The sequence below is a fragment of the Halopseudomonas sp. L-58 genome, from assembly GCF_056859475.1.
In genome coordinates this window covers 13584-28328 of sequence record NZ_JBSXON010000050.1, presented here as the reverse complement: position 1 = coordinate 28328, position 14745 = coordinate 13584, and the positions used below count along the sequence as shown (strand labels likewise).

General features: G+C 62.6%; 14 protein-coding genes. 8 read left to right on the top strand and 6 right to left on the bottom strand.

The genetic code is table 11. The features are described from left to right. Positions 1-59: 59 nt before the first annotated feature. The 3 genes from argE to AC13EY_RS06255 all read right to left on the bottom strand — a co-directional run bounded on the left by argE (position 60) and on the right by AC13EY_RS06255 (position 3323). On the bottom strand, positions 60-1208 hold the full coding sequence (argE, locus tag AC13EY_RS06265) for an acetylornithine deacetylase (protein WP_482877655.1): 1149 nt from the start codon (positions 1206-1208) through the stop codon (positions 60-62). An 86-nt stretch (positions 1209-1294) separates the two neighbouring features. Beyond that, positions 1295-2554 (bottom strand): inorganic phosphate transporter, encoded by a 1260-nt coding sequence (locus AC13EY_RS06260; RefSeq protein WP_228245418.1) that lies wholly within the window; start codon positions 2552-2554, stop codon positions 1295-1297. A 91-nt stretch (positions 2555-2645) separates the two neighbouring features. Beyond that, positions 2646-3323 (bottom strand): TIGR00153 family protein, encoded by a 678-nt coding sequence (locus tag AC13EY_RS06255; protein ID WP_228245417.1) that lies wholly within the window; start codon positions 3321-3323, stop codon positions 2646-2648. A gap of 127 nt (positions 3324-3450) precedes the next feature. Between AC13EY_RS06255 and AC13EY_RS06250 the strand changes: the two genes are divergently transcribed. The 3 genes from AC13EY_RS06250 (at position 3451) to AC13EY_RS06240 (ending at position 7655) form a co-directional block, all read left to right on the top strand. After that, positions 3451-4854, top strand: a complete 1404-nt coding sequence (locus AC13EY_RS06250; protein ID WP_464382735.1) for a CYTH domain-containing protein — start codon at positions 3451-3453, stop codon at positions 4852-4854. Positions 4855-4924: 70 nt separating this feature from the next. Further along, positions 4925-6724, top strand: coding sequence for a type IV pilus assembly ATPase TfpB (gene tfpB / locus AC13EY_RS06245; RefSeq protein ID WP_482877652.1), 1800 nt, complete (start codon positions 4925-4927; stop codon positions 6722-6724). A gap of 88 nt (positions 6725-6812) precedes the next feature. Beyond that, a complete protein-coding gene (locus AC13EY_RS06240) occupies positions 6813-7655 on the top strand; it encodes a 23S rRNA (adenine(2030)-N(6))-methyltransferase RlmJ (RefSeq protein ID WP_474121156.1) in 843 nt (280 codons plus the stop codon). A 69-nt stretch (positions 7656-7724) separates the two neighbouring features. Here the strand turns inward: AC13EY_RS06240 and AC13EY_RS06235 are convergent, their stop codons facing one another. Continuing rightward, entirely contained in the window at positions 7725-8903 is a 1179-nt protein-coding gene (locus AC13EY_RS06235; protein ID WP_482877651.1) for a saccharopine dehydrogenase family protein, read from the bottom strand. 310 nt (positions 8904-9213) lie between these two features. Here AC13EY_RS06235 and AC13EY_RS06230 point away from each other — a divergent pair, with 310 nt between their 5' ends. Genes AC13EY_RS06230 through AC13EY_RS06215 form a run of 4 tightly spaced genes read left to right on the top strand, consistent with a single transcriptional unit; the run spans position 9214 to position 11405 of the window. Further along, on the top strand, positions 9214-9513 hold the full coding sequence (locus AC13EY_RS06230; RefSeq protein WP_140418569.1) for a glycine zipper domain-containing protein: 300 nt from the start codon (positions 9214-9216) through the stop codon (positions 9511-9513). Then, positions 9510-9989 carry a hypothetical protein gene (locus AC13EY_RS06225; protein ID WP_228245412.1) on the top strand — a complete coding sequence of 160 codons (480 nt, stop codon included), beginning with the start codon at positions 9510-9512 and terminating at the stop codon, positions 9987-9989. Before AC13EY_RS06230 ends, AC13EY_RS06225 begins: the two co-directional genes overlap by 4 nt. Further along, a complete protein-coding gene (locus tag AC13EY_RS06220; RefSeq protein ID WP_228245411.1) occupies positions 9958-10230 on the top strand; it encodes a hypothetical protein in 273 nt (90 codons plus the stop codon). Before AC13EY_RS06225 ends, AC13EY_RS06220 begins: the two co-directional genes overlap by 32 nt. Next, the gene (locus tag AC13EY_RS06215; RefSeq protein ID WP_482877649.1) at positions 10227-11405 is read left to right on the top strand and encodes an AI-2E family transporter; all 1179 of its coding nucleotides are present in this window, start codon (positions 10227-10229) and stop codon (positions 11403-11405) included. Before AC13EY_RS06220 ends, AC13EY_RS06215 begins: the two co-directional genes overlap by 4 nt. Before the next feature lie 3 nt (positions 11406-11408). Here AC13EY_RS06215 and AC13EY_RS06210 read toward each other — a convergent pair whose 3' ends face one another. After that, positions 11409-12275 (bottom strand): DMT family transporter, encoded by an 867-nt coding sequence (locus tag AC13EY_RS06210; RefSeq protein WP_482877648.1) that lies wholly within the window; start codon positions 12273-12275, stop codon positions 11409-11411. Positions 12276-12360: 85 nt separating this feature from the next. After that, positions 12361-13104 carry a helix-turn-helix domain-containing protein gene (locus tag AC13EY_RS06205; RefSeq protein WP_228245409.1) on the bottom strand — a complete coding sequence of 248 codons (744 nt, stop codon included), beginning with the start codon at positions 13102-13104 and terminating at the stop codon, positions 12361-12363. Positions 13105-13229: 125 nt separating this feature from the next. Between AC13EY_RS06205 and AC13EY_RS06200 the strand changes: the two genes are divergently transcribed. Next, positions 13230-14738, top strand: a complete 1509-nt coding sequence (locus tag AC13EY_RS06200) for an HDOD domain-containing protein (protein WP_482877647.1) — start codon at positions 13230-13232, stop codon at positions 14736-14738. Positions 14739-14745: the final 7 nt, after the last annotated feature.

Sequence of the window (14745 nt, the reverse complement as noted above, 5' to 3'; positions counted from 1 at the left end):
GGTGTTCCAGACAAAAGAGCTATTAAAGGGGTTTGCGGGTGAGGCTTCAAGCAGCCCTGTTACTGCAGGCAAAAGCGTCGGATCAGCCCTTGCAGCAGATCGATGGTGGGCTGCAGGCGGTCCAGGGCGAGAAACTCGTCCGGCTGGTGCGCCTGATCGATATCCCCGGGCCCCAGAATCAGTGTCTGCATACCGAGCTGGTTGAGATATGGCCCCTCGGTGGCGAAGGCGACAGCACCGGCGCTTTGCCCGGTCAGCTCTTCGCAGGCCCGGACGATCGGCGCATCAGCGGGGGTTTCGAAGGCCGGCACGCCGGGAAACAGCGGCTTATAGTCGATCTGTACCTGGTGTTCGGTGGCGATCGGCAAAAGCCGTTCGCGGATCGCCGCGCGCAGTTCGTCGCCGTTCATGCCGGGTAGCGGGCGGATATCGAACTCCAGCGCGCACTTGGCACAGATCCGGTTCGGATTGTCACCGCCATGAATGCAGCCCAGATTCAGTGTCGGGGTGGGCACGCCGAACAGCGGGTTGCTCCAGCGTTTTTGCCAGCTACCGCGCAATTGCAGCAGGTCGCTGATGACGGCATGCATGGCCTCCATGGCATTGTGGCCAAGGCCCGGGTCGGACGAGTGACCAGCCTGCCCGATGATGTCGATGCGCTCCATCATGATGCCCTTGTGCAGGCGAATTGGCCGCATGCCGGTGGGCTCGCCGATGATCGCGTGGCGTGCCTGGCTAAAGTCGGCTGCCACCAGTGCCCGGGCGCCGCTCATCGAGCTTTCCTCGTCGGCAGTGGCGAGGATGATCAGCGGGTGTTTGAACGGCTGGTTCAGGTAGCTGCGCACCGCTTCGATGATCAGCGGGAAGAAGCCCTTCATGTCGCAGCTGCCCAGTCCATACCAGCGGTTGTTTGCTTCGGTCAGGGCGAAGGGATCGTGCTGCCAGCGCTCCGGATTGCAGGGAACGGTGTCGGTATGGCCGGCCATGACCAGGCCGCCGGGGCCGCTGCCAAAACTGGCGAGCAGGTTGGCCTTGCCGGGCTGATTGGCAATCGGCAGGATGCGGCATTCAAAACCCAGATCGTTCAGCCAACTGGCCAGCAGTTCTACTACGGGTAGATTGCTCTGATCCAGGTCTGCCTGGGTGCAGCTGATCGAAGGGAGCCTCAGCAGGGCGTCGAACTGATCCTTCAGTGGCGGCAAGGGCATGGGCAACTCCGGTTGAGGCGGGTGTTCTGCCTGTCAGAACACCCGACGCACGTGTTGCTTCAGCTTACGCCGCCGCTGGCGGATAGTCAGCTGAAAATCCCGGTGAGGATATAGAAATAGATGATGGAGAGAATGGCGCCGGCTGGCAGGGTAACGACCCAGGAGCTGAAGATGGTGCCGATCACGCGCAGGTTCAGCGCGCCAATGCCGCGGGCTAGGCCGACCCCGAGGACCGCCCCTACCAGGGTGTGGGTGGTAGAGATCGGCAGGCCGATGCTAGACGCTCCGACGACCGTGGTGGCAGTAGCGAGTTCGGCTGCAAAGCCGCGGCTCGGCGTCAGTTCAGTAATGTGTTTGCCGATGGTGGCGATGACGCGGTAGCCATAGGTAGCCAGACCAACAACGATACCGATTGCGCCAAGCAGCAGAACCCAGCCGGGTACCAGCGACTTGCTCGCCACTTCGCCGCCGGAGTGCAGTACTCCAACGATGGCGGCCAGCGGGCCGACGGCATTGGCGACGTCATTGGAACCGTGGGCGAAGGCCATGGCGCAGGCGGTGAAGATCATTAATACCGCAAACACCTTTTCCACACTGGCGAAGTGGAAGGTTTTGTCCGCTTCCGGGTCGGCCTTGATGCGGCTCAGCAGGGTCACACCCAGCCCGGCAACCAGTATGCCGGCAATCACGGCCAGCCCAAGGCTTTGCCAGCCGCTGAGGTTGAGGCCGATGTGCTTGAGGCCCTTGGTCAGGGTCAGGATGGTGACGACAAAGCCAACCGCAAACATATAGAAGGGAACGTAGCGCTTGGCGTTGCTGAAGGGGTTTTCGGTATCGAGAATCAGCCGGTGCACGCTGATGAAGATCATGAAGGCAACGATGCCTGACAGTAGCGGCGAGATTACCCAGCTGGCGACGATCGGAGTGACGCCTTCCCAGTGCACGGCTTCCATCGAGACGCCGACGGCACCAAAACCGATGACTGCGCCAATGATCGAGTGGGTGGTCGATACCGGCCAGCCCTTGATCGAGGCGACCAGCAGCCAGGTGCCGGCGGCCAGCAGTGAAGCCATCATGCCGAACACCATCTGATCGGGGCTGATCGCCTCTGCATCAATGATGCCGCTACGGATGGTTTGGGTTACCGATCCGCCGGCCAGGTAGGCGCCGAGAAACTCGAAGACGATGGCAATGAAGATTGCCTGCTTGATGGTCAGCGCGCGGGAGCCGACCGAAGTACCCATGGCATTGGCAACATCGTTGGCGCCGACACCCCAGGCCATGAAGAAGCCGAAAAGACAGGCAAGGATCAGCAGGATGGAGCCGTACTCTGCAATCAGGGTCATATCTCTAATACTCTAAAACGGGTGCATGGGCTGGCGGCTTTCCGTCAGGGCGGAAAGTCCGTCATGGTGCTGCTGGCCGTTCGGTCGCTTCCTAGCGGGCCATCAGCAGTTCCAGGCGGTTACCGACGCGCTGGGCGCGGTCGGCGACATCACCAATCCATTCAATGATCTGGTACAGAAACATCACATCAACCGGTGGCCAGTCCTTCTCGAGCTTGAACAGCTGCGCACGCAGACCGATCTGCATGTTGTCGGTGTCATGCTCGATGCGGTCCAGTTCCTCGATCAGACGCTCGACCAGGGTGACCTCGCGGCCGGCAAATCCGGTTTCCAGCAGCTCGTCCAGCTCGTTCATGGCCTTCAGTGCCTGAGCCGCGGCATCGATCGAGCGTTGTACAAACGCGCGGAAGTCGGGGAACAGGCTTGGCGGAATCACCATACGGCGGCCGAACATCAGGCCGGCGATATCCTTGGCACGGTTGGCGACTTTGTCCTGTACACTGAGCAGCTCCAGCAGATCGGAGCGCGGTACGGGCAGGAACAGGCTCTTGGGCAGGTGAACACGGACATCCTTCTTCAGTTTGTCCGCTTCGCGTTCAAGCTGGGCCACCTGCTTTTGCAGGCGCTCTGCTTCGGTCCAGTCCTCGGCCTGCAGTGCGTCGATGAAGGGCAGCAACTGGGCCGCGCATTCGTGGGCCTTGGCAATGTGCTGCTGCATTGGGCCGATCGGTGAACGACCGAACAGAGTGAGGAACGGATTGTGTGGCATGACGCCTCCCGCTGGAATTGAGGCCGCAAAGTATAGGTGTTGAGCTTGCAGCCGTCATCAAATTGAAAACAATTGAACACTTTTCATCGTTGGCATCGACTGCCGACGGTGTTGCCGAGAATGTCCCATGGTCAAAGAAACCGAAATCAAGCTGCGCGCCAGTGCCGATGTCCTGGCAGCGCTGCGCGCCCATCCGTTGCTCAATGAGCGCCGTCAGGGCGACTGGCAAAGCGGCCCGCTGTACAACCAGTACTTTGATACAGCCAACCGTGATCTCGCCGCCGCCAGGGTGGCGCTGCGGTTGCGCCGCGATGGCGACACCTTTATCCAGACGCTCAAGAGCCGGGGACAAAGTGTCGCAGGTCTTTCCGAGCGCAACGAGTGGGACTGGTATCTCAAGAAAGGTGAGCTGGATCTGGGTCTGCTGGACGACAGCTGCTGGCCGGCCGAGTTGGCCGAGCTGGACAAGACCAGCCTGCAGCCGGTGTTTACCACCGATTTTCAGCGTACCCGCGCGCAGCTTTGCTGGGAGCGCGATGGCGAGAGGGTCGAGGTCGAGGCGGCGCTGGACGAAGGCGAGGTGCGAACCGACAGCGGCAGCGAGCCGATCAGCGAGCTGGAGCTGGAGGTGCGTCAGGGGCCGGCGGTTGCACTGCTGGAGCTGGCACATGCGCTGGCCCGCGAACTGCCTCTGATGCCATGTGATATCAGCAAGGCCGAGCGTGGTTATCGGCTGTTTGACGCGCGCAGTTTCAGTCTGCGGCTGGAGCCGCCGCGCTGGCAGGCGGATACCGTCGTCGACGAGGTTATCGCCGAGCTTTTCAGTCAGTTGCTGGGCCGCGTTCAGCGTCTGGCGGAACAGTATCGCCATGCCCGTCAGTGGAAGCTGTTCCGTGAGCTGACCGATGCGCTGGCACAACTGCGTGCGGCCTTTGCCGTGTTCGATCTTGCGTTGCCGCGCTCTGCTGCAAGCCCCTTTGTCGGCCCGCTGGATGCCCTGTTGGCCCTGTTTCAGCCGCTGGTACTGGCGGGCTGGGCCGATGATGCCGAAGGTGAAGCGGCTCGCCGTGCGGCGGAAGCCGAGTTTGATCGTCAGCTCGAGCAACCGGGCTGGGGCGCCCTGTTCGTTGAGCTGGCGCTCTGGCTGCAGCAACGCAGCTGGACGCAGGATCGCCCGCCGCGCGGTGATCGGGTGGCAGGCCTGGCGCTGGAGCGTTGGCTGCTGGCAGCGGTCGGTAAGGAAATCCAGGAGCTGCGTGTGCCGCACAATAACGACTCCGAGCATATGGCTAGCGAGTGGCTGGATCAACTGCCTCGGCTGGGCCGTCTGCACATGTTGCTGGCCCAGTTTCGGCAGTGGCTCGATGTATCCGAACCGGACCGCCTGTTCGGTGAGCTGAACAAGCTGCAGGCGCTGCTTGAACAGTATCCGCAGGTCGCTGACGAGCAGCGTGACCTGCTGTTGGCCGCGCTGCGCAAACAGGGTGTGCGCCTGCGCAGACTCAACGCCTGGCGTGAACTGAACAACTGACAGCTGGCTGAAAGGCGGCTGCCGGATCGCAGCCGTGAAACAAGCGAACGGACGGGTAGGGGAGCAGGGTATGAATAGGTTGGCGGATCTGGCAATACCGGGTACTGATCGGCCGCTGGATCTGGGTGATTTTCTTAACGCGCTGGTCGCGCAGGGGCGTATCAGTCAGGACAGCGCCGACCACCTGGTTACGCTGCGCCGGGCGGCCGTAGGTGATACCGCTAAGTTGCATCCGCTGGAATTTATCGCCGGTCAGAACGTCGATGACCTGGCGCGACCCGGAAAAAAGCTGGACCTGGACAGCCTCAGTCGCTGGCTGGCCAGCGAGAGCGACCAGCCCTGGTATCGCATTGATCCGCTGAAGATCAACGTGTCGGCGGTGACACCACTGATGTCCTTTGCGTTCGCCCAGCGTCACCGGATTCTGGCGGTGGAAGTGAATGATCGGGAGGTCACCATTGCCAGTGCCCAGCCCTTTGTCCAGAGCTGGGAAGACAACCTGCGGCATGTGCTCAAGCGCGATATCCGCCGGGTCATTGCCAATCCGGAAGACCTGCAGCGCTATTCGGTGGAGTTCTATCGACTCGCTCGCTCCGTGACCGGCGCCAATGCGACCGATCAGAAGGCCAGCGGTGTCGGCAACTTCGAGCAGCTGCTTAACCTGGGCAGCATGAGTCAGGAGCCGGACGCCAACGATGCCCATGTGGTCAACATCGTCGACTGGCTGTTCCAGTACGCCTTCGAGCAGCGTGCCAGCGATATTCATATCGAGCCGCGGCGCGATTCCGGTTGCGTGCGTCTGCGTATCGATGGCGTGCTGCACACCGTTTATCAATTTCCGATTCAGGTCACCATGGCGGTGGTCAGCCGGCTGAAAACCCTTGGCCGGATGAATGTGGCGGAGAAGCGCAAGCCGCAGGACGGCCGGATCAAGACCCGGGCGCCGAAGGGCAATGAAGTCGAGCTGCGGCTCTCGACCCTGCCGACCGCCTTTGGCGAAAAAATGGTGATGCGGATCTTCGATCCGGATGTGCTGCTGCGCAGTTTTGATCAGCTGGGCTTTTCCGCTGAGGATCAGCGCCGCTGGCAGCAGATGGTCAGCCAGCCCAACGGTATTGTGCTGGTCACCGGGCCGACCGGCTCCGGCAAGACCACCACTCTGTACACCACGCTCAAACAGCTGGCCACGCCGCAGGTCAACGTCTGCACCATCGAAGATCCCATCGAGATGGTTGAAGACAGCTTTAACCAGATGCAGGTGCAGCACAACATCGACCTCAACTTTGCCAGCGGCGTGCGCGCGCTGATGCGGCAGGACCCGGACATCATCATGGTGGGCGAGATTCGAGACCTGGAGACCGCCGAGATGGCGATTCAGGCCGCGTTGACCGGCCACCTGGTGTTGTCGACCCTGCACACCAACGACGCCCCCAGCGCGGTTAGCCGCTTGATTGAACTGGGCGTTGCGCCCTATCTGATCAAGGCTACAGTGCTGGGCGTGATGGCCCAGCGGCTGGTGCGCACGCTGTGCCCGCACTGCAAGGCCCCGACATCGGTGGACGAGGAGGCCTGGGCGGATCTGACCCAGCCGTGGAATGCACCGCTGCCGACCCGTTCGCACGCCGCTGCGGGCTGCCTGGAATGCCGGGAGACCGGCTATCGCGGCCGCGCGGGTGTGTATGAGCTGATGATGCTGAGCGATGGCATCAAGGCGCTGATACATAACGACACCGACATCGCGCAGCTGCGGCGTCAGGCCTACAAGGAAGGGATGCACAGTTTGCGCCTGTCCGGCGCGCAGAAGGTCGGCGCCGGGCTGACTACGATCGAGGAAGTGTTACGGGTGACGCCGAACAGTCAGCAAAGCTGATCTGGCGTTGACAGCGGATGCTCGGCGCTGTGCTGGCGATGCCTGCTAGAATGCGCGCTTTCGCTCACGTATCTCCGCGGGACTGCCCATGAACTACCGCCACAGTTATCACGCCGGCAATCATGCCGATGTCCTGAAACATGCGCTGCTGCGCCGCCTACTGGAGCTGATGCAGCGCAAGGAGACGCCGCTGTGCTGTTTCGATAGCCATGCGGGTACGGCGCTGTACGATCTGCAGGGCGAGGCCGCGGGCAAGACCGGCGAGTACGTCGACGGCATTGGCCGGCTTTGGCAGCGTGACGATCTGCCGCTGTGGCTGGCTGATTACCGCGACGCAGTCGCCCGCCACAACCCCGATGGCGCGCTGCGCTGGTATCCGGGTTCACCGCAGATCATGGCCGAACTGCTGCGCGAGCAGGACCGTATGATCGTCAGCGAGCTGCACCCGGAGGACGCGGAAACCCTGCGTGCACACTTCGCCGGACAGCCGGATATCGCGGTACATCAGCGCAACGGGTACGAATTGCCCAAAGCCTTTTTGCCGGTGCCGGAGAAACGCGCGCTCTGGTTGCTGGACCCACCGTTCGAGAAGACCGACGACCTGGAGCGCTGCGTTGCCGGTGTCGCGCAGGCGATCAGTCGCATGCGGCAAACGGTCATTGCGATCTGGTATCCGATCAAGGATCAGCGTCTGCTCAAGGACTTCTATCAGGGTATCGCGGACAGCGGCGCGCCCAAGGCGTTGCGAGTCGAGTTGAATGTGCGTCCGGTCGACAACCAGCTGGGCCTGAACGGTTCCGGCATGATGCTGATCAATCCGCCGTGGCCGATCTGGGAGGAGCTGGAACAGGTGCTGCCGTGGCTCAGCCGCGAACTGGCGCAGGCCGGTGGCGGCAGCTGGCGGATGGATTGGCTCGCCGGTGCCCCCTGAGGTCAGGGCGCAGCGGGATCGAATTGGGCAAGGGCACGGCATGCCGTGCCCGCCTGGATTACCTTTCGCTCAGGACTCCAGTTTAAAGGTCAGCCCGGCGTGTTCCTGCAGGCGTTTGATCAGTTTGTTGCCCATCGCCGGGGCGGTGGTCCAGATGCCGCCCTGGGTGTCGGTGGCGTCGCGTACCAGGCAGATCGCGCTTTCGGCGATCATGCGTGAGGTGGAGCCGTAGCCCGGGTCACGCTTGCCGGCCACGCTGGCTTTCAGGCTGCGGCCGTCGGCAGCTTCGCCGATAAACAGCACATCGTAGAAGCCGGTTTCGCGCTCTTCCTTGCTGGGGCCTTCGCCCGGTTTCGGCGCATCATCGCTGGCCAGTGACTTGTCGCCGGCAACCGCCTTGGCGATGGCTTCGCCCTGCTCGCCGGGACCGGTCAGCAGCATTTCGTCGTAGACGAAATCTTCGCCGTAGGCGTGGCCCAACAGCGCATTGGAGCGATGGACGTTACGGGTGTTGATGGCAGCCATGATGAACGGGGCTGCCCAGCTGCCCAGTGACTCGTCGTACTCGGGCTTCATTGCCGGGGGCTGCGCCGGGCCAGTAAAGCCGGGTGTCAGGGCAAACGGGTTGGCCAACAGCTTGAATATCTCGGGGTTGGCCTTGGCCGCTGCCATGGTTGCCTTCAGGCTGGCGGCGGTACCGCCGGAGAAGGTGCCCTTCATCTTGCGTACCCGACCCTTGACGCGCGGCAGCGCACAGCCGAGTTGCTCCTTCGCGGCCTGCTGCAGGAAGTAGACCCCCAGATCAAAGGGAATGGAGTCGAAACCGCAGGAGAAGACGATACGTGCGCCGCTATGCTTCGCCGTCTCGCCGTGGGCGTCGATCATCTGTCGCATCCAGGCCGGCTCGCCGCACAGGTCCACGTAATCGGTGCCGGTTTCCGCGCAGATGCGTACCAGTTCCGGACCATAGAGCTGGTACGGGCCAACGGTGGTCAGCACGACTTTGGTGCGCTCAACCATCGCTTTCAGGCTCGCCAGGTCCTCGGTATCGGCAACGACCAGCGGCGTGCTGGACGGCGCGCCGATTTCATCGCGTACGGCTTCCAGCTTGCTCTGGCTGCGGCCGGCCATGGCCCAGCGCAGGTTGCTGTCGTTGCCGTACTCCTGGCACAGATACTCGGCTACCAGGCGGCCGGTATAGCCGGTCGCGCCGTAAACGATGACGTCGAACTCACGGGTGTTGCTCATCAAAGGGTCCTCATGGTTTGCAGGGTCGGGTGCGCAGTCGATCTGAACTTGCCGTGTCTGAGCCAGTCCCAAATGCTGAGGGCTCTGCCGACGCTGGCATTGAGTCTGGCACAGATCGGGCGTTCGTCGAGCGTTGTTGCTGCTCAGCGTCGCCTGCCTGCCAGGCAGAGTAAATGCGCCGAAGCGGATTTCGGCAGGGCGAATGATCACGAATAAACCGGACCGATGACGCGACTGGCCCCCGGCGCCTATAGTAGTGGAGCCGTTGGCGACGCCGAGCGGTACCAGCAAACAGGTCAAGGAGATCGAAATGGCAGCAGAAAAGACAACCCAACCCGCAGCCAAAGACGCCGAACTTGCGGCCAGCAAAGCGGCTGTCGGGGAGGCCTACGAGAAGCTGCTGGAGGCGCGAGATCACTTCAAGGCGGCGGCCCAGGCAGCCGGCATGGATGTCAGGCAGGATGCGCTCGAGCAATTGCTCAAGGGCCGGGAAAAGGCCGAGGCGCTCGGTGATCAGGCAACCAGCTATGTGCGTGAAAAGCCGCTGGCGACCCTGGGTATCGCATTCGCAGCCGGATTCGTGCTGGCTCAGCTGTTTTCGCGCAAATGAGCGACGAGCGTGAATCGCCGCAGGAATCTGATGAGCAACAAGCCGACTCCCGTTCAGCCGCGCAGGATGCCGACACGCTCAAGGCGGTAAGCGAGCTGGTAGACCACACTGCGGCCTGGTTGCGCCAGTTGAGTGCTGCGGGTGGTGAACTGGCTACCCTGCTGCGCCTTGAGTGGCAGCTGACGCTGGGCGATGCCCGGCGGATGCTGCTGCTCTCGCTGCTGCTTGTGCCGCTAGTGCTGTTCACCTGGCTGCTGTTCAGTCTGCTGCTGGGCTGGCTGATCTGGCAGTCGAGTGGCCAGGTTGCCGTCGCGCTGCTGTGCGTGCTGGCGCTGCATGTGCTCGGAATCGCGCTGTTGCTGCGGCAACTTAAGCGTTACCGGGAGTCGCTCGGCTTTCGCCGCACCCAAGCCCACCTGAAACGCCTGATGCAGGGAGACGCACATGAAGCGAGCACAGCTGATAGCCGAGATTGAGCAACTGGACCACCAGCTGGCGTTGCGCATCGATATTGTTCACTTGAGCGGTGCGCTGGTGCAGCATCAGCTGGGCAGGATTCCCCCGGCGCTGCTGGTTGGCAGCGGTGCGCTGGCCGGGGCACTGAGCCAGCGTCTGGGTGCCGGGCGTTCACGCTCGCTCGGGATGCTCGGTGTTCGCTTGTTGCCGATGGCCGAGAGCCTGTTGCGCATGGTTCGGCAGTTGTGGAGCCCGCTGTGAGCGATCACAGCGAGATATCCGGGCAGGGCGAATCCGGTCAGTCCAGTGAGCTGCCACGCGGTGATCAGTCCAGCCGGCAGGTATTGATCTGGCTGCTGGCACTGGCCTGTCTCTATACCCTGTATTTTGCCAAGACGTTGTTGCTGCCGGTGGTGGTGGCCGCGCTGTTTGCATTGCTGCTGAGTCCGCTGGTTGCCCTGTTCAAGCGCTTCCATGTGCCGCGTACCTTTTCTGCCCTGCTGTTGCTGACGGCGATCGGCGGGCCTTTTACCCTGCTGGGTACGCAGCTGGCCGAGCCGGCGGAGAAATGGATCAAGCGCCTGCCCGAGCTGTCGGCGCAGTTGTCGCAGGAGCTGGACGCCTTTGGTCGGCGGCTGGCGCCGACGCAGGCACCAGCGCCTCAGGAAGCGGAGGAATCTGATGGGCTCCGCCTGTTTGGCTGGTTCCGGGAGGAGAAGGCTGCTCCTGCGCCGGCTTCTGCGTCCGCTTCCGGTAACGATCCGGCATTGTCGGACCGGGTAATGCAGGGCGGTATGGAGGTGATGGTCAAGGCGCTGGGGGCCACGCCTGCGGTCCTTGCGCAGTTTTTCACCTTTCTGGTGCTGGTGCTGTTCATGCTGATCTTCGGTCCGTCACTCTACAGCACCTTTATCCGGGTGCTGCCGCAGGTCCGTGACAAGCACGCGGCTACCGAGTTGCTGGAGCAGGTTCAGCGTGAGCTGTCGCGCTACATCCTGACCGTCAGTCTGATCAACACACTGCTGGGAGCTGTTACCGCCGGGGTCCTCATGCTGATGGGTGTAGAGGACGCGCTGCTTTGGGGGGTGATGGTCGGCTTGCTCAATTTTGCGCCCTATGTCGGCCCGGTCATCGGCATGCTGGTGCTCTGTCTGGCCGGTGTGTTGCAGTACGGCCCAAGCCTGGGGGCGTTGTTGCCCGCGCTGGTGTTCTTCTGCATCAATTTGGTTGAGGCGCAGTTTATTACCCCAACCGTGCTGGGGCAGCGGATGCGGCTGCATCCGCTGGTGCTGATGCTGTGGCTCATTCTGTGGGGCTGGTTGTGGGGTGTAGTCGGCGTGCTTATCGCTGTGCCGTTGCTGGTCTGCCTGAAGCTGGCCGCCGACCGCCTTAACCTGCTGCCGCATTGGGTGAAACTGATCGAAAGCCCGATCTGAGGTTCAGGCGGGCGTGGGTGCGCGGCGTACCATCAGTACCGCGCTGATGATCAGCAGCCCGCCAATCAGCATGCGCAGGGTGGGCTGCTCGGCGAACAGCCACCAGGCAATCAGAATGCCGTATACCGGTTCCAGCGCGAAGAACAGCGAGGCAGTGCGCGCGTTCAGCACGCGCAGGCTGGAGACAAACAGCACCTGCGCCAGCCCGGTGCAGAATACGCCCAGCAAGCCGATCCACAGCCAGTCCAGTGCCGGCATCTGCGCCAGTGCCAGGGTGCCGGTGGGCAGTGCGATCAGCGCTACTACCAGACTTTGCCAGCAGGCAATCTGTACCGGGTGCAGGCGCCCGCTGGTCAACCGGTTGCCGACCGATACGGCGGCGAAGCAGAAGCCGGAGAGGATCGCCCACAGCAAGCCTTCGGTGTTGTCGGCCTGCAGGCTGAACTCGGCGGGGATCAGCAGCAGCCCGGCGCAGACCAGTCCTACCTTGACCAGATCCTGTCGGCTTGGGTGTTCGCGCCAGAACACCGCCTCCAGCAGCACCACGAACGCCGGGAAGCTGGCAAAGCCGAGTGTGGCGATGCCGACGCCGGACAGCTTGATGGCATGAAAGAAGGTCAGCCAGTGGATCGCCAGAAATACACCGCACAGCACCAGGCTGGCCAGGTGACGGCGTGTCAGCTGGCGGACCAGCGGCAAACTGCCCAGTTGAGCGAAGATCACCAGCGCAACCACAGCAAACAGCGCTCTGCCAAGCACGATTGCGTCCGGAGTGGTACTGGCCAGCTTGCCGAACACCCCGGTCAGGCCGAACAGCAAGGCGGCAACGTGCATGAAAAGCAGGGCGCGATTGTGTGTCAGGTTGGTCATGGCGGTCTCAAACACGGGTAACAGGGCGCGATGGTAGCGTGCCCGCCCATACGCTGCTGTTGCGGGGCTGTTGAAATTTGTCGTGCTAGTGCTGCTTGCGCAGGCTGCTGGGTGACTGCTGCCAGTGTTTGCGGAAGGCCTGGGTAAAGGCGCTCTGGCTGCCATAGCCGCAACGCGCAGCAATTTCACTGACGGGCAGGCGGCTGTGCTCAAGCAACTGGCGTGCGCGTAGCAGGCGTCGACGACGCAGGTACTCCAGCGGTGTGCAGCCCAGATCCTGCAGGCACCAGTGATTGAAGCGCGAGGACGACAGGCCACTCAGACGTGCCAGGTCGGCCACCTCAAGCGGATACGCCATGTGAGCCTCGATGAACGCATTGAGCTTTTCCAGTGGCAGGCGCCGGGCTGGTGCCGGCTGGCCCAGCAGGGAACCGAGCAACAGGGCGGCACTTTGCTCGGCCAGCCAGGGTTGCTGGTCAATCAGGCCGGCCAGGCTGCTGACCAGCCGGGTCTGGGCTGGCGTCAACGGGCTCAGGCGGCTGTGCTCGAGCAGCTGAAGCTGGCTGTCACGTTGCGGTTCCAGCCCGGGTAGCGGCGCATCAGGATCGACGTCGAGGACCAGGCAGCGGCCCTGATCAGGGCTGAAGAACGCGTGACGGTCGCTGGCGGCGATGATCGCTACGCGGCCGGCCTGCACCGGACCACCATCGTTGTTGAAGGCCAACTCAAGGGTGCCTTGCAGCCCAAACACCAGTTGTGCCTGTTCTTCATGGGTGTGCGCGGCAGCGTCACCGGAGTAGTGATGAATATCAAGGCGGGTCGTCGACATCGGGCTATTCTATGCAAGCGTGGGCTGCTTGCACAGCGGTCGGCGACAGGGGCACGGAAGCTGCCATGGTTGATATCACAATGGTATCATTTGAGTTCGCTTCACTCTTTGCCCGGATGACCGATTTGAATAACGAGACTCATGGCCTGCGTTCCTGGCTGGAGCGTCTGAACCGCGCCGAGCTGCCGGCCATGGCCGTGGTAGTTCACGATCTGCTGCGGTTGTCGCAGTCTGAAACCGCCTCGGTCGCCCAATTGACCGAGGTGCTGATGCGCGATGCAGCGTTGGCCTCCAAGGTGCTGCGTGTCAGCAACAGTGTCTATTGCAACCCCGGCCGCGAGGTGATCAAGACGCTCTCACGCGCGGTTGTGGTGGTGGGCTTTGATCAGGTGCGGATGATCGGTCTGTCGGTCAGCCTGCTGGATGGTCTGTTGAAAAACTCCCCACGTGAACAGCTACAGGCGTTGCTTGCTCGCTCCTTCCACGGAGCTGTGCAGGCGCGCAACATGGCGCAGTATCTGAACCAGCGCCAGCAGGAAGAGGTGTTTATCGCCACCTTGCTGAGCCATATCGGTGAACTGGCGTTCTGGAGCCATGCGGGCAAGACCGCCGACCGTCTGGTTGCCAGCCTCAATGAGCCGGGAGTAGACCCGGACAAGGTGCTCAAGCGTGAAATCGGCGTGACCTTCGACCAGTTGACCGTCGGCCTGCTGAAGACCTGGAATATGGGTGAGATCGGTCAGCTGATCCAGGCCAGTCGCAACAGCGACGGACCCGCCGCCCGCGCGGTGGCTCTGGGCAGCACACTGGCCGAGCGGGTAGCCGGCAAGGGCTGGACCCATGAGTCGGTTCAGGCGCTGATTGAGCCGGTTGCCGAGTTGATCGGTACCGATGCCGAGCATGCCTGGCAGCAACTGGTGGGCAGTGGGCAGGAGGCGGTGCGCATCGCCGGCAACTGCTCCAACGCCGATCTGCAGCAATGGATTCCGCGCGCGGATGATCTGCCTCTAGATCTGTCCGCCTTGTTGCAGATGGAGGTGGTACCCGGGCGGCCTTCGGTCGATGAAGTACCGGCAGAGCGCAAACCCGAGGTGGAGGCGGACCCGCTGCTGCAGCCCAATCTGGAAATGCTCAAGCTGTCGGTTGACCATCTCAAGCTGATGGCCCGTGCGCCGATGGATGTGGACACCATTTTGCACACCGTCATGCAGGGTTTGCATCGTGGCGCCGGGATTGAGCGTATTGCCCTGATGGTGCTGGCGGAGCAGCAGACCCAGTTCAGGGTACGTACGGCCATCGGCAAGGGCACGCAGCGCTGGCGGGAAACCTTTGTTCTGCCCTGTAGCGATGGGTCGAAGCATATTTTCGGTCATGCACTGGCACAGCGCGACTGCCTCTGGCTCGGCGGTCCGAAGAGTCAGGAGCTGCAATCACTGGTAACCCCGGCGGTGGTCGAACTGGTGGGTAGCGGTCCGTTTGCGATCGCGCCCGTTATCGCCGGCAGCCGCCGGGTGGGTGTGCTCTATGGCGATATGCGGCTGTCGGGTCGAGAGCTGAGTGCCAGTCAGCTGGCGGCCTTCAAGCGCGTCGCCGAGCTGACCGGGCTTTGCCTGCAGCGGCTCAGTCAGCGCTGAGCCGTTT

Excerpts from the sequence above, each read along its gene's own strand:
- AC13EY_RS06225 (WP_228245412.1), top strand. The coding sequence starts at position 9,510 with ATGAGCGACGAGCGTGAATCGCCGCAGGAATCTGATGAGCAACAAGCC.
- AC13EY_RS06210 (WP_482877648.1), bottom strand. The coding sequence starts at position 12,275 with ATGACCAACCTGACACACAATCGCGCCCTGCTTTTCATGCACGTTGCC.
- AC13EY_RS06235 (WP_482877651.1), bottom strand. The coding sequence starts at position 8,903 with ATGAGCAACACCCGTGAGTTCGACGTCATCGTTTACGGCGCGACCGGC.
- argE (WP_482877655.1), bottom strand. The coding sequence starts at position 1,208 with ATGCCCTTGCCGCCACTGAAGGATCAGTTCGACGCCCTGCTGAGGCTC.
- tfpB (WP_482877652.1), top strand. The coding sequence starts at position 4,925 with ATGAATAGGTTGGCGGATCTGGCAATACCGGGTACTGATCGGCCGCTG.
- AC13EY_RS06205 (WP_228245409.1), bottom strand. The coding sequence starts at position 13,104 with ATGTCGACGACCCGCCTTGATATTCATCACTACTCCGGTGACGCTGCC.
- AC13EY_RS06260 (WP_228245418.1), bottom strand. The coding sequence starts at position 2,554 with ATGACCCTGATTGCAGAGTACGGCTCCATCCTGCTGATCCTTGCCTGT.
- AC13EY_RS06240 (WP_474121156.1), top strand. The coding sequence starts at position 6,813 with ATGAACTACCGCCACAGTTATCACGCCGGCAATCATGCCGATGTCCTG.
- AC13EY_RS06230 (WP_140418569.1), top strand. The coding sequence starts at position 9,214 with ATGGCAGCAGAAAAGACAACCCAACCCGCAGCCAAAGACGCCGAACTT.
- AC13EY_RS06220 (WP_228245411.1), top strand. The coding sequence starts at position 9,958 with ATGAAGCGAGCACAGCTGATAGCCGAGATTGAGCAACTGGACCACCAG.
- AC13EY_RS06250 (WP_464382735.1), top strand. The coding sequence starts at position 3,451 with ATGGTCAAAGAAACCGAAATCAAGCTGCGCGCCAGTGCCGATGTCCTG.
- AC13EY_RS06255 (WP_228245417.1), bottom strand. The coding sequence starts at position 3,323 with ATGCCACACAATCCGTTCCTCACTCTGTTCGGTCGTTCACCGATCGGC.